Source organism: Dokdonella soli (genome assembly GCF_039523175.1).
Classification (GTDB): domain Bacteria; phylum Pseudomonadota; class Gammaproteobacteria; order Xanthomonadales; family Rhodanobacteraceae; genus Dokdonella_A; species Dokdonella_A soli.
The window spans coordinates 604,550-627,780 of the sequence record NZ_BAAAEU010000024.1 but is presented as its reverse complement, the minus strand read 5'-3'; the positions used below and the strand labels follow the sequence as shown (position 1 = coordinate 627,780).

The following is a 23,231-nucleotide window of genomic DNA, read 5'->3' as shown; positions in this document are numbered from 1 at the left end:
CAGCTACAGGTATTGCAGGGGAGGTATATGAAGACCTTTCGACCCGAACGGACCCAGCGTCGACGCATCTTGCGGGCGTTCGCCGCGTTGCCCATCGCTGGCTTACCTTTGACGACATTGCTGGGCGCTTTGGCGCGAGCCCATGCCGAACCGGCGGCTGTGTCTGATGCAGCACTGACGGCTGCGGCACAAATACTCAATGTCATGGATTTCGAGCCGTTGGCCAAAGCGACGCTGCCGCCGGCGCATTTCGCCTATCTGGCTACCGGCGCCGACGACGACCAGACCGTGCGTCTGAATCATGAGGCGTTTTCCCACTACCAGATTCGATCACGCCGGCTCATCGACGTCAGCCACGCCGATCTGTCGACGCAGGTTTTCGGCCAGCCGTGGACCTGCCCCATATACCTCTCGGCTGTGGGCAGCATGCGCGCGTTCCACCCGGACGGAGAGCTTGCGGTGGCGCGCGCGGCTGGCGCGAAGTCGGCTCTCATGATGCTGTCGACGGTGGCGACCACGAGCATCGAGGATGCGATCGCCGCACGTGGCACTCCGGTCTGGCAACAGCTGTATACGACCGATGACTGGAGCATCACGCAAGCCATTGTGCGTCGCGCCGAGCGGGCTGGCAGTTCGGCGATCGTCCTGACCGTCGACAATCTCACCGGGAGGAACAACGAGACGCTGGAGCGGGCAAAGCGCGTCGACACGCGCGATTGCGCGCAGTGTCACGTCTCGGACTTTGCGGGCTACACGCGCCGCAAACCGATGCTTGCGGGACTCGATCTCAGCCACGCCACGGAACTCTCTCCCTTGAACATGTCGTGGGATTTTTTTGCTCGTCTGCGCGGCGTCGTGTCTGGAAAGCTGATCATCAAGGGCATCGTCACCGCGGAGGACGCGGCACTCGCCGTGCGTCACGGAGCGGATGGCATCGTCGTTTCCAATCACGGTGGGCGTGACGAAGAGACGCTCCGTCCCAGCATCGACTGCCTGCCTGAAGTCGTGGCCGCGGTGAAGCGCCGCGTGCCCGTGTTCGTCGACGGCGGCATTCGCCGCGGGACCGACGTCTTCAAGGCGCTGGCGCTCGGCGCAACCGGGGTGGGCATCGGTCGACCCTACGTGTGGGGACTGGCAGCCTTTGGCCAGAGCGGCGTCGAGGCGGTCATCGACCTGCTGACGCGCGAACTTCGGCAAATCATGCGTCAAGCGGGCACGCCCACCATCGCAGCCATCACGCCCGAGCATGTGATCCACGGGTAAAATGCAGCGAAGGACAGACTTGCCTTCCGTTCGACGAACCGGTCACAGCCACTTCGCGCGGCGCAGCACCCAGTACAGGACGCCGCAGGTGACCACCGTGATCACGATGATCGCGTGGTACGCCCACGGCACATCCAGCTCGTGCATGCTCTTGAAGTTCATGCCGTACCAGCTCGCGAGCAGGGTCGGTGCGGCGAGCAGCGCGGCCCAGCCGGCTAGGCGCTTGACCACTTCGCCTTGCGCGACCGTGACCAGGGAAAGGTTCACGTTCAGCGCGGCGGTCAGCATCTCGCGCATCGTGTCGGTCGATTCGTTGATGCGCGCGGTGTGGTCGAAAACGTCGCGGAAATACGGACGCACCTCGTCGCGGATCAAGCCCGGGAACTGGCGGATCAGCTGGTTCAAGATGTCCTGCAGCGGCGCGATTGCGAGGCGCAGCGCGACAAGTTCCTTCTTCAACTCATAGAGCCGCCGGATCGTCTCGCGCTTGAAGGTGTCCTGGAAGACTTCTTCCTCGAGCTCCTGCAGTTCCTTCTGGAAATCGCCCACGATCGGGAAGAAATTGTCGACGATGAAGTCGAGCACTGCATACAGCGGATAGCTTGATCCCAGCGCGAGCATGGCCGGCGATTGTTCGCAGCTGCGCCGCGCGGCCGCGTAGCTCAGCGACGCACCGTGACGCACCGTCACGATGTAACGGCGACCCATGAAGATGTGCGTCTCGCCGAACGCGATCTTGCCGTCCACGACCTGCGCGGTATGCGCGACGATGAACAGCGAGTCGCCGTAGACCTCGATCTTCGCGCGCTGGTGCGCGCTGTGCGCATCCTCGATCGCGAGCGGATGCAGCCCGAATTCCTCGCGCAGCTTCTCGAGCAGCGGTTCGTCGGGTTCGCGCATGCCGACCCAGACCCACTGGTCGGGGGTTTCCAGCACGTCGCTGATTTCGTCGATGCTGATGTCGCGCAACCGGTGCCCATCGGCCGAATAGGCGACGCAGTTGACGAGCATCGGATCGGTGCAGGTCGGGTCGGTCGGCAGCTGTGTCGCGGCATGGTTCATCCGCGCATCATGCCGCGGCCGCCGTGACGGCGGCAATCGTGACGGCATCAATCGTGACGTTCGCGGCTCAGCGCGCGCGCGTCATCGCGATGGCCAGCGCAATGTGGATCGGCAGGAACAGCACGATCCAGGCGAGGTTGGTCTGCACGAACCAGGGCAGGATCTTCGAAAACAGCGCGAAGGCGGCACCGAGCACGACCAGCCAGGCAATCCAGCGCGCGATGCGGCGGTCGCGCCAGCGCGCGCGCGCGACACCGATCCAGGCCGGCACGAGCAGCAGGCACAGCGGATTCAGCAGCAGCAGGTTCTCGTTGCGCCACGCCGCGTGGTGCTCGGTGCCGAGCCAGAGGAACAGCAGCACCGCGCCGCCGACTCCGCAGAAGAGTTCGAACACGGTGGCGAACATCGCGACCGGAATGCGTATCGCGGCGCGGCGGCGTCCACCGAGCCAGAGCAGCAATGCGCCGAGTGCGAGACCGAGGCCGAGGAACGGCCAGCGCAGATCCGGCGGCAGCATCGGCGGGTCCTCGACGATTCCTGCCGCAAGGGTTGCGTCCGCGATGGCCAGCGGCCCGACGCTTCCGTCGGCCGACTTCACGCTGGCCCGGCCAACCACATCGCGCAGCGTCTCCGGTACGAAGCTCTCCTGCCAGAAGTCGATGCGCTGGTCCGCGTAGGGCCCGAGGCCGAGATCGACGCCAAGCATCAGCAGCGGTTCCGGCGCCATCAGGCGCAGCGCGTCGAGCCGGTAGGTGTACCCGCGCGAACGGCCTTCGCTCTGCGCATGCAGCGCGCCGCCGAGCGCGCGATCGAGTGCGTCGCGCACGCGTGTCGAGCAGTTCGCCTCGAAATATTCGTAGCGGTACTGCGCGTTCTCGGGCCGTGAATTCCAGTCGAGGAATTCGACCAGCGCGCGCGCCTGTTCCGGTGCCAGGTTCAGGCGCTGCTCGGTGATCGTGCGGCCCTCGGCGCGGTACATCGCGAGATCGTCGTCCAGCGCATCGACCGCGATCCTGTAGCGCATGCGGCCGCGCGCGAAGTTCAGCAGGAAATCCTGCTGCTCGAAATCGAAGATGCCGTAGTTGTACGCGGCCGCCTCGCCGCCCGCCGGATCGCGCACGACGATCGCGTTGTGGCCGAAGCGTTCGAAGAAGATCTCACCGGGGCCGATCGTGAGCAGGCTGATCGTAGGCTGGGAATCGGGAATGGGGAATGGGGAATGGGGAGAAGCGGGTTCGGCAAGCGCTTGGGCGTTTGCGTTGTCGATGAACGCGAAGGCAGAGACGAGCAATAGGCTGGCAAGGCCGAGCAGGCGGCGAAGACGCCGCTTTCCCGATTCCCCATTCCCGATTCCCGATTCCCGATTCCTAGGCCTCATGCACGCGCACCGCAAATTGCTGCACGCGGCGTGCGTCGGCCTTGGTCACCTGGAAATGGAAGCCTCCGAGTGCGGCTTCCTCGCCGACCTCGGGCAGGTGGCCGATCTCGGCGGTGACCATGCCGCCGACCGTGTCGAATTCCTCGTCGCTGAACTCGCAGCCGAAGCGCTCGTTGAACTCGGCGATCGGGGTCAGCGCGTTGACCAGGAAATCGCCGTTCGGCGCGGCCTGGATCATCGTGTGCTTGTCGTCGTCGTCGTCGTGCTCGTCATCGATGTCGCCGACGATCTGCTCGAGCACGTCCTCGATCGTGACCAGGCCGGCGACGCCGCCGTACTCGTCGACGACGATCGCCATGTGGTTGCGCGAGAGACGAAATTCCTTGAGCAGGATGTTGAGGCGCTTGGATTCGGGAATCATCGTGACCGGTCGCAGCAGGCTGCGGATCCCGGACATCGACCCTTCCGCGAAGCAGCGCAGCAGGTCCTTGGCGAGCAGGATGCCGAGGATCTCGTCCTTGTCGCCGGCGTGCACCGGAAAGCGCGAATGCCCGGATTCGAGCACGTCCTTGAGGATCTGCGGCAACGGCGCGTCGATCGACAGCGAGACCATCTGCGCGCGCGGCACCATGACGTCGGCGACGGTGAGGTCGGCGACCTCGATCGCGCCCTCGACCATCGACAAGGTGTCGTTCGACATCAGGCCGCTGGCCTGTGCGTGGCGCAGTTCCTCGATGAGTTCCTCGCGGCTCTGCGGTTCCCCGGAGAACGCCTGGCTGATGCGCTCGAACCACGATCGTGGATGGGGGGTACTGGGAGGGTCCTCGCTCATTTGTACTGCATGCAAGCCCGGGTGGGCGGGCCGATCAGTGTATCAAAGCCGGTTTACAGATGATTTGCAGGGCCCGGAAGGCGTATGGCTGCGGCGTTTGCGCCCCGATACGGTGCCTTGACCGGCTGGAGAATTGCCAACAGACCCTTAGTCCCGCACGGTGTAAGGGTCGGCTATGCCCAGACTGGCGAGCACCCTGCGCTCGAGTGCTTCCATCTGCTCGGCATCCCGCGCGGTCTCGTGGTCGTAGCCGAGCAGGTGCAGCACGCCGTGGATCGTCATGTGTGCGAAATGGTCGCGCGCGATCTTGCGCTGTTCGCGTGCTTCGCGCGCGACCACCGGCGCGCAGATCACGAGGTCGCCGAGCAGGCCGGAATGCTCGCCGGGGAGCGGCTCGTACGGAAAGCTCAGCACATTCGTTGCGTAGTCGCGGCCGCGGAATTCGCGGTTGAAGCGGCGTCCTGACGCCGTGCCGACGATCAGGATGTTGAGTTCGGCCCAGTCGCGGCGCTTGCGCAATTCCGGGATCGCGCCGAGCCAGCGCTCGAACGAGCGCAGCACCGGCACGCCGCGGCGGCCGGCCTCGTTCCTCAGCCACAGGCAGATCTTGCCGGTCGCCTCCGGCGCAGGCGCAGACCTGCGCGCGCGCGCGCTAGCCGCCATCGCCTTTCGCCGCCGCTTGCGCGGCTTCCTCGCGCTGCTCGTATGCGCGCACGATACGCTGCACCAGTGGATGGCGCACGACGTCCTTCGCCGTGAAGAACGTGAAACTGACGCCATCAACCTCGCGCAGCACCTCGACGGCATCGCGCAGGCCTGATTTCACGTGCTTCGGCAGATCGGTCTGGGTCATGTCGCCGGTGACGACCGCGACCGAGCCAAAACCAATCCGGGTCAGGAACATCTTCATCTGCTCGATCGTGGTGTTCTGCGCCTCGTCGAGGATCACGAACGAATCGTTCAGCGTGCGTCCGCGCATGTACGCGAGCGGCGCGATCTCGATCACGTTGCGTTCGATCAGCTTCATGACCCTCTCGATGCCGAGCATCTCGTACAGCGCATCGTAGAGCGGCCGCAGGTAGGGGTCGACCTTCTGGGTCAGGTCGCCAGGCAGGAAACCGAGCTTCTCGCCGGCTTCGACCGCGGGCCGGACCAGGATCAGACGCTGCACGCGGTTGTCGTTCAGCGCGTCGACCGCCATCGCGACGGCGAGATAGGTCTTGCCGGTGCCGGCCGGACCGACACCGAAATTGATGTCGTGCGTGGCGATCGAGTGCAGGTAGCGCGTCTGGTTCGCGCCGCGGCCGCGGATCGTGCCGCGCTTGACCTTGATCGCGACTTCCTGCGCGCCCTCGGCGGCGCGCGCGTCGAGCGCGTCGATGCCGGATTCGGAGAGGTGCAGGTTGATTTGCGCACCGGTCAGCGTTTCCTCGCCGGTCACGTCATAGAGATCGCGCAGCACACGTTCCGCGAGCTGCGCTGCAGGCTCGGCTCCGGTCACGCGAAAAACGTTTCCGCGGTTGGAGATCTCCACGCCGAGGCGCAGCTCGATCTGGCGCAGGTGCTCGTCGAACGGACCGCAGAGGTTGGCGAGGCGCTCGCCGTCCTCGGGTTCGAGGGTGAGGTCGCGCTGGTTCATCTGGTTCATCCGTGCATGGTAGCGCGCGATGCGGGGGGACGGAAAAGCAAGTCGCCATGCGAGTCGCGACTGCGACCTCAGGCCGCATCCTCGCGTTCGGGGTCGGTGATCTGGGAGCCACCACACCGGCCTGCGCTGCCATTCGGATGCGGCGCGGTCCTCACAGCAGCGAGATCTCGCCCTTCGCGATGATCGGGCCGCTCGGCTTGCCGCCGGGGCCGCCCCCCGGCGGTTCGATGGTCACCGCGATGATTGCACGCGGGCCGAGGGCAGCGATGAGATCCTTCGACACGACCATCGAATTCGCACGCGCGGGATCGAGGATGCCCAGCGAATGGGGCCGGTCGCCCGGCGGGATCAACCAGAGTTCCGGCACGCGACCGGCCGGGATTTCGACGCTGGTCGGCTGCACTACCAGCGTGCCGTGGCGTACATCGACAGTGGCGAGGAACAGCGCCTTGCCGTCGTCCTGCACCAGCTTCGCGACCAGCGGCATCGCAGGCGGCGGTGCCGGGTGTGGCGCGAGGAACACCATCGCGAGGCACGCGGCCGCTGCAACGAAGGCACCCGCGCTGAGCCAGCGCCAGAACGGCGTGTTTTGCCACAACGTCGGTCGCTGCGTGGGTTGCGCAGGCCGGTCCGCGTTCGCGAGTCCGGCTGCTGCGCGGATTCTCGGCCACAGCGCGAGCGGCGGTGGTACCGGTGCGACCTCGTCAATGAGCGGCGTCAGCCGCGCTTCCCATGCGGCGACCGCGCGCGCGAACCGGGGGTCGTGCGCGATGCGTTCCGCGGCGGCGCGGCGTTCGGCGCCATCGAGCACGCCGAGCACGTATTCAGCAGCGGTATCCGCGCGCTCGGGCGGTTCGTGCAGGTTGTCGGCGTGGGTATTCATCGCTCAAGGCACGCTTTCAGCCGGAGCAGACCGCGCCGGATCCAGCTCTTGACCGTGCCGAGCGGCGTGCCGCTACGCGCAGCGAGCTCCTCATAGGTCGCGCCCTCGAAGAACGCGACGCGGATCAGGTTGCGTCGTTGCGCCTCGATCTCGCGAAGGCAGGCGTCGAGGCGGCGGCGCTGCTCGCTCGCTTCGGCGGCGGCGAATGTCGACGCATCCGGATCGAGCACGTCCTGGGCCAGGTCGATCGCGACCGCGCCGCGCCCGGCGCCGCTGGCGCGCACGCAGTCGATTGCCTTGTTGCGCGTCATCATTGCGAGCCATGTGGTCGCACTGGCGCGCGCGGCGTCGTACTGCTTCGCCTTGCGCCAGATCGTCGTGTAGACGTCCTGCAGCACGTCCTCGGCGTCGCTGCGCTGCTGCACGATGCGCAGGCAGATACCGAACAACTTTGCGGACGTCGATCGGTACAGGCTTTCGAACGCATGACTGTCGCCGGCGGCGACCGCGGCGAGCAGGTCAGCCAGGCGATCCTGGTCCGGCGGATAGGTGTCGGTCGAGTCGGCCATGGGTCCGCTCACACCTGAAGCGACTCGACGGATGGTCCGCAAATACCATCGCGCGTGCAACGGCTACGTGGGCCGGGCATGAGCCCGTGGGCGGGGTGGGCTGCGCCGCCGGCGCCGGGCAGGATGCACCGGGGCCTGATATTCGCGTGACCGCGGAGCATCGACGAGAGGTTGGGGCGGTGTCGCATGCGCATCCGAACGCGCGCTGCCAACCGGCAGGCTTCATCGAATCGATACGAAGGAGAGAAGTGTACGGATGCAGCGGACTTGTCGTCCGGCGCCGTGCGGGCACCGGACGACGGGTGTGCGATCAGGCGACCAGACTTTCGTCCGTGACCAGGCGCCCGCGCAGGGAGTTGCTCATCGCTTCGGTGATCGTCACATCCACGAACTGGCCGGTCATGCGCGGATGGCCGGGGAAGTTCACGTAGCGCATGTTCTCGGTGCGCCCGGTCATCTCGTTCGGATTCTTGCGGCTCGGGCCTTCGACCAGCACGTTCTGCACGCTGCCGACCATCGCCTCGCTGATGCGCTTCGCGTTCGCGTTGATCGTCGCCTGCAGGCGCGCGAGGCGTTCATGCTTGGCCGCGTCCGGCGTGTCGTCCTCGAGGTTCGCAGCCGGCGTGCCGGGGCGCTTCGAATAGATGAACGAGAAGCTCTGGTCGAAGCCGACGTCGTCGATCAGCTTCATCGTCTTCTCGAAATCGGCATCGGTCTCGCCGGGGAAGCCGACGATGAAGTCCGAAGAGATGCAGATATCCGGGCGCACCGCGCGCAACTTGCGGATCTTCTGCTTGAACTCGAGCGCGGTGTAGCCGCGCTTCATCGCGGCGAGGATGCGGTCGGAGCCGGACTGCACCGGCAGGTGCAGGAAGTTCGCGAGTTGCGGCACGTGCGCATACGCGTCGACCAGCGAGTCGCTGAACTCGAGCGGATGCGAGGTCGTGAAGCGGATGCGGCCGATGCCGTCGATCTCGGCGATCGCGTGGATCAGCAGGCCGAGGTCTGCGATCGAACCATCGAACATCGGGCCGCGGTACGCGTTGACGTTCTGGCCGAGCAGGTTGACCTCGCGCACGCCCTGTTCGGCCAAGGTCGCGATCTCGGCGACGACGTCGTCGAACGGCCGGCTGATCTCCTCGCCGCGCGTATAGGGCACGACGCAGAACGAGCAGTACTTCGAGCAGCCTTCCATGATCGAGACGAACGCGGTCGGTCCTTCCGCGCGCGGTTCGGGCAGCTTGTCGAACTTCTCGATCTCCGGGAACGAGATGTCGACCTGCGGTTTGCCGGTCGCGCGGCGCGCTTCGATCAGTTGAGGCAGCCGGTGCAGGGTCTGCGGGCCGAACACCAGATCCACGTACGGCGCGCGCTTGACGATCGCCTCGCCTTCCTGGCTCGCGACACAGCCGCCGACGCCGATCAGCACCGGCTTGCCCCCCTGCTTGTGCTGCTTCCAGCGACCGAGCTGGCTGAACACCTTTTCCTGCGCCTTCTCGCGGATCGAACAGGTGTTGACCAGGATCACGTCGGCCTCGGCTTCGTCCTGGGTCAGCTCCAGACCGTGCGCGGCCTTGAGCACGTCAGCCATCTTGGCCGAGTCGTACTCGTTCATCTGGCAACCGTGGGTCTTGATGTAGAGCTTGCCGGTCATGCGGGAAATCCAGGAACGTGTTGCCGCTGCGTCGCAGGGGGTGTTTCGGCCGCGATGGAAGCGGGTTTCGTGCCCCGATTCGGCGAAAAAGATGCGGCAATCCAGTAGTTTACGTGGTAAAACGGCGCGTCGCCAATGGTTGCGCGGCCGTGTGCCGTCCAAAGGGGTCGTTTCGACAGCGTGATCGCGCTGGCGGAACCTCGGCGTCGGGAAGGGTTCAAATAGCGTCCATGTCGCGTCTTCGTCGCCTCGCCATCGTGCTGCTCGTGCCCGGACTCCTGTCCGCGCCGGCGCTCGCCTCCGCAAGTGTGCTGTACAAGTGCTCGGCGAGCGACGGCAGCATCGCGTACACCAGCACGCAGAAGGGGTTCGCCGGCTGCAAGGCAATCTCGACGTTCGCGGACGCGCCGAAACCGAAACCTGCCGCGGTGCCCCGTCTGGCGCCGGTCGCGCCGCACGCTGCACCTGAAGCCGCGCCGAAACGCGGTTGGGTTTATCAGGAAAACACGAGAGAGCCGATCAGGGCCGATTTTTCCGACGTCGTATCCGACGTGGCGAGCGAGCCCGCGGCGATCGTGCGCGTGAATTTCGCGGCCGTCTCGGGCGGCGTCGCGAGCAGCGCGCGGATCGTCGTTCTACAGGATTTCTCGACGGTGCTCGCCGATGTCGCGAGCAGTGCACCGACGGTGGGCAACCCGCTCTTCATCGCCGCGCCGTACCGGACGCCGGCACGCACGGACGCCCCCGGCGTGGCCGCGCTGGCCGCCTCGACGACGGTGTCCCCGGCGCCCCGCGTCCTGCGCGGAGCCGTCTACAAGGTCGCCCGAAAGGACGGCATCACCGAATACACGAACATCAAGCCGAACGCGGGCGCATTCGCGGTGCTGTTCACCTATATCGCGACCTGTGTCGCATGCGACGTGCACTCGAAGATCGACTTTGCGCGCACCGCGTTGAACCTCGAGGCGTACCAGGCCGAGATTGCGGCGGCAGCGGCCGACTACGGCGTCGACAGTGCGCTGTTGCGCGCGGTGATCCACGCCGAATCCGCGTTCAACCCGCTCGCGATCTCGAACAAGGGCGCGCAGGGCCTGATGCAGCTGATGCCGGACACGGCCGGCGATCTCGGCGTCACCGATGCGTTCGACGTCGCCCAGAACATCCGCGGCGGCGCGCGTTACCTCGCCCAGCTGCTGAAAAACTTCAACGGTGATGCGCAGCTCGCGACTGCCGCCTACAACGCCGGCGCAGGCGCCGTGCAGAGGTACCACGGCGTGCCGCCGTACGATGAAACGCAGGTCTACGTGCAGCGCGTTGCGACCTTGCGCGACCGCTACCAGAAAGCGCTCTGAATCAGGCGCCGGTCGTACTTGGTGCCGGTCGTTGCACCAGCGTCACATCGATCGCGAACGGCACGTTGCCGCGCAATCCCTCGATACGCACCTTCGTTCCCGGCGCGAGCGCGGCTTCGCGGTTGCGCAGGTCGATCTGGTTGGCGATCGCAGTGCCGTCCAGTTTCAGCAGCAGGTCGCCGGGCTGCAGGCTCGCCTGCGCAGCTGGGCTCTCCGGCACCACGCGCATGATCTGCACGCCCTGCTGGCGCGAGGTCGCGCCGTTGGGCGGAGGAATGTCGGTGTAGTCGGCGCCGATCCAGCCGCGGATCACGTGGCCGTGCTTGATGATCTGGTCCAGCACGGCCTTCGCGGTGCTGACCGGGATCGCGAAGCCGATGCCCTCGGCGCCCTGGGTGACCGTGCCGCGTCCATCCGAGGTCGGCGTGCGCGGGTAGATCGCGGTGTTGATGCCGATCAGCTCGCCCAGCGCATTGACCAGTGCACCGCCGGAATTGCCGGCATTGATCGCCGCGTCGGTCTGGATGAAGTCTTCGTAGGCCGACATCCTGAGCTGGCGGCCGGTCGCGCTGACGATGCCCATGGTGACCGTCTTGCCGAGGCCGACCGGGTTGCCGATCGCGAGCGCCACGTCGCCGACGTCGGCGTTCACGTCCTCCGGGACCGTGATCACCGGCAGGTTGTTCGCGGGGATCTTCAGCACGGCCAGATCGGTCTCGGCATCGCTGCCGATCACCTGGGCCTGTTCGACACGCCCGTCGTCGAGCAGTATCTGGATGTCGTCGGCGCCGCTGATCACGTGGTTGTTGGTCAGTACGTAGCCGTCGGAACTGAAGACCACGCCGGAGCCGAGGCTCTGGTCCTTGCGTTGCCGCGGCGGACCCTGCATGTAGCCGAGCAAGCGCTGGGTCAGCGGGTCGGGAATCAGATAGGTACTGCGGAACGTGGTGATCTTGTTCGCGTAGATGTTCACGACGGATGGCGACGCGCGCGCAACCGCCGCCGCGTACGAGAACGGGGCGTGGCGTGATGCCGCAGCGCCGGCGTTGGCATACGCTGGTGCCGAACGGCTGCCGCCGGAAGTGCCACGCAGGCGCTCGACCAGGTTCGGCGCGACCACGCTCAGCACGAACGCGGCAGCGAGCCCGATCACCGTGAAGCGGGCGACGAAGGCGAGTGTCTTGTGGGGCGAGCTGATCGGCATGCTGTCGGGTCGTACTGTGCCGCGCTGCGTGGTTTCGAAGTGATCGAGGTCGAGGCGCGCGGTCCGGCGGGCGCAGCGCGTATGCACGTGATCGACTTTGATTGTGCGGTGCAGGGGCGTTCGTTAAACTAACACGATTTTCGGGCTTGCCCTACAGGCTGCGGATTCGGCGCGGCCGGTGTGCGCGCTTCCGGCGCGGCATGTGGCCGTTGCGGATGAATTCGGGTTGGTTGCGGCGGGCGCCCGTGCGTTCGGTTCGGCTGATCGGTTTCGCAGCGGCTCGCGGCAATCCTTTCGAACCATTTTCTCTGAAGTTTGCAGCGGAGTGCTGGATGGCAAGCGATGCTGTGGTGGACAAGGGACGCCGTCGATTCCTGACCGCGACGACCTCGGTCGTCGGTGGTGCGGGTGTCGTGCTGGCGGCGATTCCCTTTGTCAAGTCGTGGGAGCCGAGTGCGGCGGCGAAGTCGGCCGGCGCGCCGGTGCTGGCCGATATCGGCAAGATCGAGCCGGGTCAGAAGGTCACGTTCGCGTGGCGTGGCCTGCCGGTGTTCGTGGTGAACCGGACCAAGGCGCAGCTCGATGCGCTCGCCGGAGAGGATTCGCGCCTCAAGGACCCGAAGTCGGAGAACACCGACCAGCAGCCCGAGTACGCGAAGAACGAATACCGGTCGATCAAGCCGGAATGGCTGGTCGTGACCGGCATCTGCACGCATCTCGGCTGCGTTCCGGATTTCTTCCCGGAGCTGAAGCCCGAGCCGTTCGACCCGCAGTGGAAGGGCGGTTTCTACTGCCCTTGCCACAAGTCGCGCTATGACATCTCCGGTCGCGTCTTCGACGGCGTGCCGGCACCGGCGAACCTCGCCGTGCCGCCGTACACGTTCATCGACGACACGCACATCATGATCGGCGTCGATCCGGGCAAGGAGGCTGCGTAATGGGCACCACGATGACCCGGATCCAATCGAACAGCCGCGTGGTCAACTGGATCGAGGATCGCATGCCGATCTTCTCGTTCCTGTCCTCGCATACCAGCGGCTACTACGCGCCGAAGAACTTCAACCTCTGGTACTACTTCGGCTCCCTCGCTCTCATCGTGCTGGTCAACCAGATCCTGACCGGCATCTTCCTGACCATGAACTACAAGCCGAACGCGGCGGAAGCGTTCGCCTCGGTCGAGTACATCATGCGCGACGTCAGCTGGGGCTGGCTGATCCGCTACATGCACTCGACCGGCGCCTCGCTGTTCTTCGTGGTCGTCTACCTGCACATGTTCCGCGGCGTGATGTACGGCTCGTACAAGAAGCCGCGTGAGCTGGTCTGGCTGCTCGGCATGCTGATCTTCCTGGTGCTGATGGCCGAGGCGTTCATGGGCTACGTGCTGCCGTGGGGCAACATGTCGTTCTGGGGCGCCAAGGTGATCATCTCGCTGTTCGGCGCGATCCCGGTGATCGGCGATTCGCTGGTCGAATGGATCATGGGCGACTACCTGCCGGCCGACGCGACCTTGAACCGCTTCTTCGCGCTGCACGTGATCGCGCTGCCGCTGGTGCTGCTGCTGCTCGTCGTACTGCATCTGGCCGCGTTGCACGAGGTCGGCTCGAACAACCCGGACGGCGTCGAAATCAAGGAAAAGAAGAAGGCCGACGGTACGCCGCTGGACGGCATCGCGTTCCATCCGTATTACACGGTGAAGGACATCTTCGGTACCGGCTTCTTCCTGGTGATCGCCGCGTTCATCATCTTCTACGCGCCGACCTTCGGCGGCTGGTTCCTCGAGCACGACAACTTCATCCCGGCGAACAACCTGGCCACGCCCTCGCACATCAAACCGGTCTGGTACTTCACGCCGTTCTACGCGATCGTGCGCATGATCCCGTTCAAACTGCCCGGCGTCATCGCGATGTTCGGCTCGATCGCGGTGCTGTTCTTCTTCCCGTGGCTGGATCGCGGCAAGGTGAAGTCGATCCGCTACCGCGGCCTCGGCTACAAGATCGCGCTCGGGCTGTTCGCGGTCTCGTTCATCATGCTCGCCGCGGTCGGTGCCGGCGTCACCGCCGAGAAGATTCCCGAGTGGTTCGGTGCGAGCGCGGACGTGACCACGATCGAGAACCTGTTCGGGCGCTTCTGGACGGTCGTCTACTTCGGCTTCTTCGCGTTCCTCTGGGCCTATACCTATTTCGGCTTCGAGAAGACCAAGCCGGTGCCGGATCGGGTGACCATGCATGACTAAGGCCATGACGACCAAGACCCGGGGAACCGCGATGTTCACGAAGTTTGCCGCGCTGCTGTTCGCCAGCCTGATGACGGCCGCCGTGGCCAGCGCCGAGGAGGCAGCAGGCCTGCAGGAGGCGAACGTGCGCCTCGACGACGTCGCCTCGATGCAGCGCGGTGCGCGCCTGTTCTTCAACTACTGTTCCGGCTGCCATTCGCTGCAGTACCTGCGCTATTCGCGGATTGCCGAGGATCTGCAGCTCGATCCGAAGGACGTCGAGAAGAACTTCGTGTTCACCGGCGGCAAGATCGGCGACCACGCGATCAGCCATATGCCGGCCGAGGACGCCACGAAGTGGTTCGGCAAGGCACCGCCGGATCTGTCGCTGGAAGCGCGCGCGAAGGGTTCGGACTGGATCTACAGCTACCTGAAGTCGTTCTACCTCGACCCGTCGCGCCCGCTCGGCTGGAACAACACGGTGTTCCCGAACGCGTCCATGCCGAACGCACTGTGGGAGCTGCAAGGCCAGCAGGTTGCGGTCATGAAGCCCGCCGAGCCCGGCCACGACGCCGAGATCGAGAAGCTCGAACTGAAAACGCCGGGTCGCCTCAGCGCCGGCCAGTACGACCAGGCCGCGCGCGACATCACCGCGTTCCTGCAGTACGCCGGCGAGCCGGCCGCGTTGAAGCGTGAAGCGATGGGCGTCTGGGTCCTGCTCTACCTCGCCTTCTTCACCTTCATCGCGTACCTGCTCAAGCACGAGTTCTGGAAGGACGTGCATTGACGCGCCAGGGCTGGCGGCGCCCGGTGGCGCTGCCAGCCCCGCTGCCCCCCAGGCCGCCCGCCAGCTAGGCGCGCGCCGGTGCGCGTAGTACATTGCGGTGCAAGGGCTTGCCCAGATCGCAAGTGGAGGGGGATTCCGGAATGGCCTTGAACCAGCGTTCGCGCACCGTGCTGACCCTGTATTCGGCTCCCGACTGCGTGCACTGCCACCGCGTCCGCATGACCCTCGCGGCCAAGGGCGTCACCTACGACCACGTGCTGGTCGACCTGGACAACCCGCCCGAAGACCTGCTCGACCTGAACCCGTACAACTCGGTGCCGACCCTGGTCGACCGCGACCTGGTGCTGTACGACACCAGCGTGATCTGCGAATACCTCGACGAGCGCTATCCCCACCCGCCACTGATGCCGGTCGATCCGCTGTCGCGTGCGCGCCTGCGCCTGGCGATCGTGCGCGTCGAGAACGACTGGTTGACCCTGGTCGACCAGATCGAAGCCGGCGGCAAGGCGGCAGACGCCGCACGCAAGGCGCTGCGTGACGATCTGGTCAAGAACGCCTCGGCCTTCAAGGCCTCCAGGTTCTTCCTCAGCCCCGAAATCAGCCTCGCCGATTGCGCGTTGGCTCCGCTGGTCTGGCGGCTTGGCGCGCTCGGCGTGCAATTGCCGCGCGAGGCCCAGGCGATCGTCGACTACGGCGAGCGCATCTTCCGCAGCCAGGGGTTTGCGCGCAGCCTGACCGCCGATGAGAAGGCGCTGCGGTCATAAGCTGCCTTAAGCTGTCTTCTGTCAAATCGGCCCGGCGTGGTCGAATATTCTTCGGGAATTCAGTGTCCTCGATCGCAATGACATCCAATCGTCCGTATCTGTTGCGGGCGCTCTACGAGTGGATCAGCGACAACGGCTTGACCCCGTACCTGCTCGTCGATGCCGCCGCCGAGGGCGTGCGCGTGCCGCCCGGTGCCGCGAAAGACGGCCGCGTGGTTCTCAACATCGCCGCGCGCGCGGTGACCCAGTTCGAGATCAGCAACGACCATGTGCGTTTCCTCGCGCGCTTCGGAGGGGTGAGCCAGTCGGTCCACGTGCCGATGGCCGCTGTGCTGGCGATCTACGCTCAGGAAAACGGCCAGGGCATGATGTTCTCGGCCGACAACGCGCCGACCGAACCACCGCCGGCCGCGCCGCAGCCGGACGAGGCGCCGAAGCGCCCGCATCTGCGCGTGATCAAATGAGTTCAGGATGAACTCACCCGGTGCAGCACAGGGATGTGCGATGACACGGGATCCAGCGCCGCAGGGTGGGCCTTGGCCCACCAACGAACTCCACACGTGACATCGGTGGGCCGAGGCCCGCCTACACGAGCCTCAAATGGTTCGGTCGCGCCGCGGCCGCCACGGCCTCTCCGAGCGGCAGGCTCCAGGCTTCCAGGCGATGGCCGCCGAGGTCGAGATGGCCGCGATGGCGGTCGGAGCCGTCGAGGCTGACCTCGAAATCGTAGCGGCGCAGGAAGGTCGGCAGGCCGTCTCGGCGGCCGATGCGCAGGCGCTTCAGCGACACGGTCTGGTCGAGCAGCTGCACCCCGGCCTCGCGGCACAATTCACGGCCGTGGCGGATCGCCTGTTCACGCGCGCTGAGCGCATCCATCCACGCCCACACGGCGGTGGCGATGACGAGCAGGAAAATCCAGGTTCCGATCATTGAGACAGTGTGGGGATGACCGGCGCGGCTGACAAGCCGTTGCGCAGCCGGTGCGGGCAGTCACAAACGCTGCCGGGGTGCCGGTTACAATCATTGCGACGCCGCGGGTCGGGTCGGCGGACTATCAGGGGGTTTTGATGAAACTGGTTTTTCCTGGCGGTGAACATGCACCGGTCGATCTGGCCGATGGCGTCACGAGCATCGGCAGCAGCGCCGATTGCGGGATCGTGCTTCCGGCTGCCGCGGTCGCGGCGCACCATTGCGAGATCCGGCTGGAAAGCGGCAACGCGATCGCACGACCGCTCGATGCCGCCGCACCGACGATCCTCAACGGTCGCCAGATCGATCGCGACACGGCGATCAAGTCCGGCGACCTGCTCGTGTTCGGACGCATCGGCTGTTCGGTGAGCGCGAGCGAACACAGGGCATCCCCGGCATCCGCGACCAGGGCGCCGCCTGCCGATGACGGCCGTACCCGGGTGCGCGCCACGCTGCCGCGCTTCATGCTGCGCGGTGTCTCCGGCGCGACGTTCGGCAAGACCTTCGCGGTGACCGACAACGCGGTGATCGGCCGTCAGCCCGACTGCGACATCCCGGTGCCGGCCGAGGAGATCTCGCGCCACCACGCGCGCCTGAAGCTGACGCCCGAAGGCGTGCATGTTGAGGATCTCGGCTCGGCAAACGGCACCTACATCAATGACAAGCGCGTCCAGAGCGGCCTCGTGAAGCCCGGCGAGGAACTGCGCCTGGACACCGTACGTTTCCTGCTGGTCACGCCGGGCATGGATGCGCGCCAGCAGTCCGCCGCGGCCCGCGCCGAAGTGCCGGCCGCGGCCGCATCCGGCAGCACGTCGATGCCTTGGGTCGTGATCGGCGGGGTGGTGCTGGTGGCCGCCGTGTTGGCGGCGCTGCATTACGCCGGCGTGTTCTGACGCTCGCGGATCGGCCGGCTAGCCGCCGAGGACCTCGACGCGCATCGACAGGTCGATCGCGCGGACGTGCTTGGTCAACGCGCCGATCGAGACATAGTCGACGCCGGTCTCGGCGATCGCGCGCACGCGATCGAGCGCGACCGAGCCGGACACTTCCAGCGGCACGCGTCCCGCGGTTTCGGCGACCGCCTGCGCCAGCTCGTGCAGCTCGAATTCGTCGAGCATGATGCGGTCGGCGCCGGCCGCGAGCGCCTCGCGCAATTCGGTGAAATCCTCTACCTCGGTCTCGACCAGCAGGCCGGGATGCAGCGCCCGGGCGCGCTGGATCGCGGCGGCGATCGAGCCCGCGGCCGCGATGTGGTTTTCCTTGATCAGCACCGCGTCGTACAGGCCGATGCGATGATTCTGGCCGCCGCCGATGCGCACTGCGTATTTCTGCGCCAGGCGCAGGCCCGGCAGTGTCTTGCGCGTGTCGAGGATCGTCGTGCGCGTGCCACGCGCGGCTTCGACGTAGGTGGCCGTCGCGGTCGCGGTGCCGGACAGCGTCTGCAGGAAATTCAGGGCGGTGCGCTCGGCACTGACCAGCGCGCGCGCCGTGCCCTCGATGTGGCAGAGCACGGCTCCCGCCGCGACGCGGTCACCATCGGCTGCATGCCAGGTGACGCGTGTCGCCGCGTCGAGCTGACGGAAACATTCGTCGAACCATGCGCGGCCGCAGAGCACGGCGGCGTCGCGCGTGATCACGCGCGCGCGCGCGCTGGCGCCAGTCGGCAGCAGATCGGCGGTCACGTCGCCGCTGCCGATGTCTTCCTCGAGGGCGCGACGGACATCGCGCTCGATCGTGTCGTGCGGAGGAGGAACCACAGCTTGCGTTGTCACGTGCGGCGGGCTCGCTGGAAACATCGGGACGCGGAGGATAGCAAGGGATGCTCTGATCTATTCCACACAGGTGTCACCGGCCCGTCTGCCCGCAGATCGAGGCGCGCCGGCGATGTCTCAGGTCTATGGCGCCTGCGCGCTGCCGCCCGGAGTGGTTGCCGTAGCGGGTGCTGCGGGCGCGTCGGCTCCGTCGTTCGCATGGCGCAGGCGCGCGACGATCGCGTCGAGCGCGCGATCGAACAGCGGCACTTCCTCGAGCACGACCGCACTGCCGCTGCGCATCTCGACCGCCAGCGCGGACACGGTCTTGTCGCAGACCTTGAGGCCACGGCGGTTCACGAACAGGTACTTGGAGCTGATCGGGCTGATCCAGGACAGCTTCGCGCGCTCGCGGCCTCCACTATCGTCGATGAACTCGATCCAGGTGCCGACTTTCAGCTCGCGTACCGCGCGCAAATGCTCGTCGTCCTCGGCGAGCACTTCGACGGGAGCTTCCGTGTCGGGCTCGCCGGAGCTGAGCACGACTTCCTCGACCGGACTCTGCGTGACCGTCGGCGCTGGCGCGGCCGCGCCTTCCGCGCCGCTCGCACCGTCTTCCGAGGCAGCCGCCGGCACGATCGGCGCGAGATTCTCGACGATCACTTCCTTGGCGGTCTTGGTCTCGACCTTCTGACCGTCGAGCAGGCGCTTGTAGAACTGCGACAGCTCGTGCATCAGCTGCTTCACGTCGCTTTCGTGATAGGCGACCGTGGCGAGGCCGTGACGCAACGCCTTCTCCAGCTGCGGCAGCAGCGCGCGCAGGCGGGTATGCTCGTTCTCGGTGGTCTTGGGCTGCGCGCTCCAGACGAACTCGTCGGCGAAGCGCAGCGCGTTGCGCCATTCGTCCGAACCTTCGCCCTGGCGCAACAGCGTCAGCACGAGATAGTTGGCCCAGGGCCGCGACAGCACGGTGTGCACGACCGGCGGCAGGTTGCGCTCGTCGATACGCTTGAGGATCTCGCGCGCGGCGGTGCGGCGGGCCTCCTGCAGCTTCTCGCGCCCGCGCGTCGCTTCCGCGGCGCGTTGCTCGGCGAGTTCGGCGCGCTTGTGATGCGAATCGACGAAGTCGGAGAACGTGGCCAGTTCGCGCTCGAACACGCCGACGTCATCGTCGAAGTCGCGCAGCACGGTTTCGACCGAGGTCTTGATGCGCTCGTACAGGCGATGATCGCGGTCGGATTCCTCGGACCAGCTCTTGCCGGCCTCGGCGAGCGCATCGAGCAGGCGCCGCGCCGGATGCGACTTCTGCGCGAACAGGTGCTTGTCGAGGATGGCGACCTTCAGATACGGAATCTGCAGCCGACCGAACAGCGCCTGCATCTGCGCCGGCAGGTTGCGGTCCTGCAGGATGTACTCAAACAGCATGCCGACGAGGTCGATCGTGTCCTCGTCCGCGGTCGAGACCCGGCGCTCCTTCGAGTCGTCCGACAACTTGCCGACCTGCTCGAGCAGTTCGCGCTTGATCTGCTGCACGGCCTGCGCCGCGTCGGAAACGCTGTCGGCCCTGGCCTGCGCCGCCATCGACTGGTTCTGCAGGATCGTCAATGCGCTGAGCAGGTCGGTCGGACTCAGCCCCGGCAGGCCGACGCCGGTGGCCGAGCCGGGATCACCTGCCGACGATACATAGTCGCTGCCGGAATGGCGGCTCGCCAGCAACGAGCGCAGCGTGTTGTAGATCTCGATCTGCAGATCGCCGACCGCCGGGTCGTAGTACGCACTCACACCGGCAGCTGCGCCCTGGCCCGCTTGCGGCTGCCCGGGCACGCCGCGCTGCATGCCTGCGGGTGCGGGCGGACGGGCGCCGTGCGGCATCACGTGACGCACCTGTGGCAGCACGCCGGCACGGATCAGCTCGATGTTGACCTCTTCGTAGACCGGATCGAGGCCGGCCATCACGTAGCGGTCGAACAGCTTGTAGATGATCAGCTTGACCTGCACGTTGACATCGAACTCGCGGATCGCGGCGCGGAACGCGTTGCCGAGCACGGCCGGTCCGATCGGATTGTTCGCATCATCGACCTTGCCGCCGCCGATGATCACCGCAAGGCGCTGGTTGACCTGGTACAGCGAACGCTGCAGGCGATTCTCGGCCTTGGCGACCATGCTCGTTACCGCGAGCGATTCCTCGAGCTCGACATCGTCGACCAGCGACAGGCCGGCGTGGGCCTGCTGCGGCGCAACGTCCGGCTTGATGGGCTTGAGCTTGCCGTCCGCGAATTCCCCGAACGCCTTGGTCGCCTCTTCCTGGAACAGGCGCTCGACCAGCTGGCGCTTCTTGCGCACTTCGCGCATGCCGTCGAAGTATTCGGTCTGGATCGCATTGCTGCCGGCGCGCTCGGCGAGGTCGAACAGCGCGTCATCGACGTTCTCGAACAGGGTACCGACCAGCCCGTTGATGCGCTTGAGCGAGATGCCACGCACCAGCTTGAGCAGGTCACCGAGGCGGTCGGTGCTCGAAGCGACCGTCTGGCGCTGCTGCAGGTCGATCACGTTCGGCGTGTCTTTGGCGGCGGTCATTGCGGGATTCCGGAGATCGCTGGCGCACGCGGCAGCGTACGGATTCGCCACGGCAGACCATGATAGTTCGCCGCCATGCACGGAGTGTGACCGCGATCACGCTTGCTGGTGAAGGAATGAGTCACGACCGCGGAAAGTCCGTCAGTTGAGAGGTCGCGACCGCCTCGTCGGCGAGCATGACCGGAATATCGTCCTCGACGCGATAGATGGTGCGCGCGTCGCGCGTGATCAAGCCGCCCGAAAATGCACCCGTGACGCGTGCGCCGGCACCGTTCAGCACCTGGTCCGCAGCGATCGCGCGGTTCAGTGCCAAGAGCTCGTTTTCGGCGAGCAGCCGCACCGGCGATTTCGTGACCGGGCAGCAGAGAATGTCGAGCAGGCGCTTGTCCATAGAGGCGGATGTCTTGGCAAAACCGGGGGCCGTTCGGTGCGCGGCGGAATACGCGTACAATAACGATTTGCGCGTGCCACGGCCATGACAAAAAGCGCGATCGAGCGTCCACGGATAGGCGTCGTGATGGGGTCCCGATCCGACTGGGAAACCATGCGCCACGCGGCGGAAACCCTGGAGCGGCTCGGCATCGCGCACGAGGTGCAGGTGGTTTCCGCGCATCGTACGCCGGATCTCCTGTTCGACTACGCGGAAAACGCGGCCGGACGTGGTCTCGCCGCGATCATTGCGGGTGCCGGCGGCGCCGCACACCTGCCCGGTATGCTCGCTGCGAAGACGCGCCTGCCGGTGCTCGGCGTGCCGGTGCAGTCGCAGGCGCTGAACGGTCTCGATTCGCTGCTCTCGATCGTGCAGATGCCGGCCGGCATTCCGGTCGCGACGCTGGCGATCGGTCGCGCCGGCGCGGTGAACGCGGCGCTGCTCGCCGCGGCAATGCTGGCAACGACGGATACGACGCTGGCCACGCGCCTGGACGCGTTCCGTCGTGAGCAGACCGAGACCGTGCTCGCCAATCCGGATCCGCGCGCGAACGCATGAACAGGCCGGTCCGCTGCGCCTCCTTCGCGCCGGTCGCGAAGCGGCGATCCTCTCCCTGTCCCTGTCCGGCGATCGGTGCGGGGCGCGTCGGCATCGGGCAGGCTCGCCCGTCCGGAACCGCGACGGCATCTCGGCGATCGTCCATATGCAAACCATAGGTATCCTGGGCGGCGGCCAATTGGCCCGCATGCTCGTGCTAGCCGGTGCGCCGCTCGGCTTTCGCTTCCTCGTGGTCGACAGTGCGCCCGACGCCTGTGCCGCCCAGGTCGCGCCACTGTTGCGCGCGGACTGGCGTGATTTCGACAAGCTCGCGGAGTTCGCGCGCGCGATCGATGTCGCGACGTTCGATTTCGAGAACGTGCCGGCGGAAACCGCGCATTGGCTGACCGAACACACGCGCGTGTTTCCGAATCCGCGTGCGCTCGCGATTTCGCAGGACCGGCTTGCCGAGAAGAGCCTGTTCCGCGAGATCGGGCTCGACACGCCCGCATTCGCCGCGGTCGACAATCGCGACGACCTTGCGCGCGCGGTCGAGCGGATCGGCACGCCGGCGATCCTCAAGACGCGCCGGCTCGGCTACGACGGCAAGGGCCAGTTCCGCCTGAAATCGCCGGCCGACATCGACGCCGCGTGGTCCACGCTCAACGGCGCCCCGTCGATCCTCGAGGCGTTCGTGCCGTTCGAGCGCGAGCTGTCGGTAATCGCGGTGCGCTCGCGAGAGGGCGAATTCCGCACCTATCCGCTGACGCAGAATTGGCATGCCGATGGCATCCTCTCGGTCAGCCTCGCGCCCGCGCCACACAGCGATGTGCTCGCGCCGATCGCGATCGCGCATGCACGACGCATCGCCGAGGAAATCGATTACGTCGGCACGTTCGCGCTGGAGCTGTTCGTGCGTGACGGCAAGTTGCTCGGCAACGAGATGGCGCCGCGCGTGCACAACTCCGGTCATTGGACGATCGAGGGTGCTCCCGCCAGCCAGTTCGAGAACCACGTTCGCGCGGTGCTCGGCCTGCCTCTCGGTGACACGACCGCGCTTGGAGTGAACGTGATGCTGAACTGGGTCGGCGAGCTGCCGGCGGCGACGCCGATACTCGCCGAGCCGCGCGCCCACTGGCACGATTACGGCAAGAGCCCGCGCGCCGGCCGCAAGGTCGGCCACGCCACGATCTGTGCGGCCAACACGGCCGAAATGCACGAGCGTCTGGCGCGGATCGGCAAAGCGTTGGGGCGCGAGCAGCAGGTGGAGCCGGTGCTGGCCGTCCTTGGCTGACGGCTGAAAAGCCAGTGCTACGCCGCCGCAAGGGGTGTTCGGCCACGCACTGCGACGGGCGATGC

At 66.4% G+C, this 23,231-nt stretch carries 23 protein-coding genes; 10 read left to right on the top strand and 13 right to left on the bottom strand.

Going from position 1 to position 23,231, the window contains the following annotated elements; genetic code table 11:
* Nucleotides 1-27 precede the first annotated feature (27 nt).
* Nucleotides 28-1,263 (top strand): alpha-hydroxy acid oxidase, encoded by a 1,236-nt coding sequence (locus ABD002_RS16710; protein ID WP_343793126.1) that lies wholly within the window; start codon nucleotides 28-30, stop codon nucleotides 1,261-1,263.
* 42 nt (nucleotides 1,264-1,305) lie between these two features.
* Here the strand turns inward: ABD002_RS16710 and ABD002_RS16705 are convergent, their stop codons facing one another.
* The 8 genes from ABD002_RS16705 to miaB all read right to left on the bottom strand — a co-directional run bounded on the left by ABD002_RS16705 (nucleotide 1,306) and on the right by miaB (nucleotide 9,289).
* A complete protein-coding gene (locus ABD002_RS16705) occupies nucleotides 1,306-2,325 on the bottom strand; it encodes a magnesium and cobalt transport protein CorA (RefSeq protein WP_343793124.1) in 1,020 nt (339 codons plus the stop codon).
* A gap of 67 nt (nucleotides 2,326-2,392) precedes the next feature.
* Nucleotides 2,393-3,616 carry a lipoprotein N-acyltransferase Lnb domain-containing protein gene (locus ABD002_RS16700; protein WP_343793122.1) on the bottom strand — a complete coding sequence of 408 codons (1,224 nt, stop codon included), beginning with the start codon at nucleotides 3,614-3,616 and terminating at the stop codon, nucleotides 2,393-2,395.
* 76 nt (nucleotides 3,617-3,692) lie between these two features.
* A complete protein-coding gene (locus ABD002_RS16695) occupies nucleotides 3,693-4,535 on the bottom strand; it encodes a CorC family transporter (protein ID WP_343793120.1) in 843 nt (280 codons plus the stop codon).
* A gap of 147 nt (nucleotides 4,536-4,682) precedes the next feature.
* Nucleotides 4,683-5,198 carry an rRNA maturation RNase YbeY gene (gene ybeY, locus ABD002_RS16690; RefSeq protein WP_343793118.1) on the bottom strand — a complete coding sequence of 172 codons (516 nt, stop codon included), beginning with the start codon at nucleotides 5,196-5,198 and terminating at the stop codon, nucleotides 4,683-4,685.
* Complete coding sequence (locus ABD002_RS16685) at nucleotides 5,188-6,183, bottom strand: PhoH family protein (protein WP_343793116.1); 996 nt, start codon at nucleotides 6,181-6,183, stop codon at nucleotides 5,188-5,190. The genes ybeY and ABD002_RS16685 overlap by 11 nt, the downstream gene beginning before the upstream one ends.
* 151 nt (nucleotides 6,184-6,334) lie before the next feature.
* A complete protein-coding gene (locus ABD002_RS16680; protein ID WP_343793114.1) occupies nucleotides 6,335-7,066 on the bottom strand; it encodes an anti-sigma factor in 732 nt (243 codons plus the stop codon).
* Complete coding sequence (locus ABD002_RS16675; RefSeq protein WP_343793112.1) at nucleotides 7,063-7,635, bottom strand: sigma-70 family RNA polymerase sigma factor; 573 nt, start codon at nucleotides 7,633-7,635, stop codon at nucleotides 7,063-7,065. Before ABD002_RS16675 ends, ABD002_RS16680 begins: the two co-directional genes overlap by 4 nt.
* Before the next feature lie 310 nt (nucleotides 7,636-7,945).
* Entirely contained in the window at nucleotides 7,946-9,289 is a 1,344-nt protein-coding gene (miaB, locus tag ABD002_RS16670; protein ID WP_343793110.1) for a tRNA (N6-isopentenyl adenosine(37)-C2)-methylthiotransferase MiaB, read from the bottom strand.
* 230 nt (nucleotides 9,290-9,519) lie between these two features.
* Here miaB and ABD002_RS16665 point away from each other — a divergent pair, with 230 nt between their 5' ends.
* A complete protein-coding gene (locus ABD002_RS16665) occupies nucleotides 9,520-10,641 on the top strand; it encodes a lytic transglycosylase domain-containing protein (protein WP_343793108.1) in 1,122 nt (373 codons plus the stop codon).
* 1 nt (nucleotide 10,642) lies between these two features.
* Here the strand turns inward: ABD002_RS16665 and ABD002_RS16660 are convergent, their stop codons facing one another.
* Nucleotides 10,643-11,932, bottom strand: coding sequence for a S1C family serine protease (locus ABD002_RS16660; protein ID WP_343793106.1), 1,290 nt, complete (start codon nucleotides 11,930-11,932; stop codon nucleotides 10,643-10,645).
* A gap of 245 nt (nucleotides 11,933-12,177) precedes the next feature.
* On the opposite strand from ABD002_RS16660, the gene petA reads away from it, so the two are divergent.
* The 5 genes from petA (at nucleotide 12,178) to ABD002_RS16635 (ending at nucleotide 16,072) form a co-directional block, all read left to right on the top strand.
* Nucleotides 12,178-12,783, top strand: a complete 606-nt coding sequence (petA, locus tag ABD002_RS16655) for a ubiquinol-cytochrome c reductase iron-sulfur subunit (protein WP_343793104.1) — start codon at nucleotides 12,178-12,180, stop codon at nucleotides 12,781-12,783.
* On the top strand, nucleotides 12,783-14,078 hold the full coding sequence (locus ABD002_RS16650; protein ID WP_379988419.1) for a cytochrome b: 1,296 nt from the start codon (nucleotides 12,783-12,785) through the stop codon (nucleotides 14,076-14,078). The genes petA and ABD002_RS16650 overlap by 1 nt, the downstream gene beginning before the upstream one ends.
* A gap of 31 nt (nucleotides 14,079-14,109) precedes the next feature.
* Nucleotides 14,110-14,844 (top strand): cytochrome c1, encoded by a 735-nt coding sequence (locus ABD002_RS16645; RefSeq protein WP_379988421.1) that lies wholly within the window; start codon nucleotides 14,110-14,112, stop codon nucleotides 14,842-14,844.
* 140 nt (nucleotides 14,845-14,984) lie between these two features.
* Nucleotides 14,985-15,608 (top strand): glutathione S-transferase N-terminal domain-containing protein, encoded by a 624-nt coding sequence (locus tag ABD002_RS16640; RefSeq protein ID WP_343793102.1) that lies wholly within the window; start codon nucleotides 14,985-14,987, stop codon nucleotides 15,606-15,608.
* 77 nt (nucleotides 15,609-15,685) lie between these two features.
* On the top strand, nucleotides 15,686-16,072 hold the full coding sequence (locus ABD002_RS16635; protein ID WP_343793100.1) for a ClpXP protease specificity-enhancing factor: 387 nt from the start codon (nucleotides 15,686-15,688) through the stop codon (nucleotides 16,070-16,072).
* 121 nt (nucleotides 16,073-16,193) lie between these two features.
* Here ABD002_RS16635 and ABD002_RS16630 read toward each other — a convergent pair whose 3' ends face one another.
* Complete coding sequence (locus ABD002_RS16630; protein ID WP_343793098.1) at nucleotides 16,194-16,538, bottom strand: DUF3301 domain-containing protein; 345 nt, start codon at nucleotides 16,536-16,538, stop codon at nucleotides 16,194-16,196.
* 137 nt (nucleotides 16,539-16,675) lie between these two features.
* Between ABD002_RS16630 and ABD002_RS16625 the strand changes: the two genes are divergently transcribed.
* Nucleotides 16,676-17,470 (top strand): FHA domain-containing protein, encoded by a 795-nt coding sequence (locus tag ABD002_RS16625; RefSeq protein ID WP_343793096.1) that lies wholly within the window; start codon nucleotides 16,676-16,678, stop codon nucleotides 17,468-17,470.
* Nucleotides 17,471-17,488: 18 nt separating this feature from the next.
* Here the strand turns inward: ABD002_RS16625 and nadC are convergent, their stop codons facing one another.
* The 3 genes from nadC to ABD002_RS16610 form a co-directional block, all read right to left on the bottom strand.
* On the bottom strand, nucleotides 17,489-18,349 hold the full coding sequence (nadC, locus tag ABD002_RS16620; RefSeq protein ID WP_343793094.1) for a carboxylating nicotinate-nucleotide diphosphorylase: 861 nt from the start codon (nucleotides 18,347-18,349) through the stop codon (nucleotides 17,489-17,491).
* Nucleotides 18,350-18,472: 123 nt separating this feature from the next.
* Nucleotides 18,473-20,905 carry a DUF1631 domain-containing protein gene (locus tag ABD002_RS16615; protein ID WP_343793092.1) on the bottom strand — a complete coding sequence of 811 codons (2,433 nt, stop codon included), beginning with the start codon at nucleotides 20,903-20,905 and terminating at the stop codon, nucleotides 18,473-18,475.
* A gap of 121 nt (nucleotides 20,906-21,026) precedes the next feature.
* Nucleotides 21,027-21,296 (bottom strand): Trm112 family protein, encoded by a 270-nt coding sequence (locus tag ABD002_RS16610; RefSeq protein ID WP_343793090.1) that lies wholly within the window; start codon nucleotides 21,294-21,296, stop codon nucleotides 21,027-21,029.
* A gap of 84 nt (nucleotides 21,297-21,380) precedes the next feature.
* Here ABD002_RS16610 and purE point away from each other — a divergent pair, with 84 nt between their 5' ends.
* Nucleotides 21,381-21,893 (top strand): 5-(carboxyamino)imidazole ribonucleotide mutase, encoded by a 513-nt coding sequence (gene purE, locus ABD002_RS16605; RefSeq protein ID WP_343793088.1) that lies wholly within the window; start codon nucleotides 21,381-21,383, stop codon nucleotides 21,891-21,893.
* A 145-nt stretch (nucleotides 21,894-22,038) separates the two neighbouring features.
* Nucleotides 22,039-23,166, top strand: a complete 1,128-nt coding sequence (locus ABD002_RS16600) for a 5-(carboxyamino)imidazole ribonucleotide synthase (protein ID WP_343793086.1) — start codon at nucleotides 22,039-22,041, stop codon at nucleotides 23,164-23,166.
* Nucleotides 23,167-23,231: the final 65 nt, after the last annotated feature.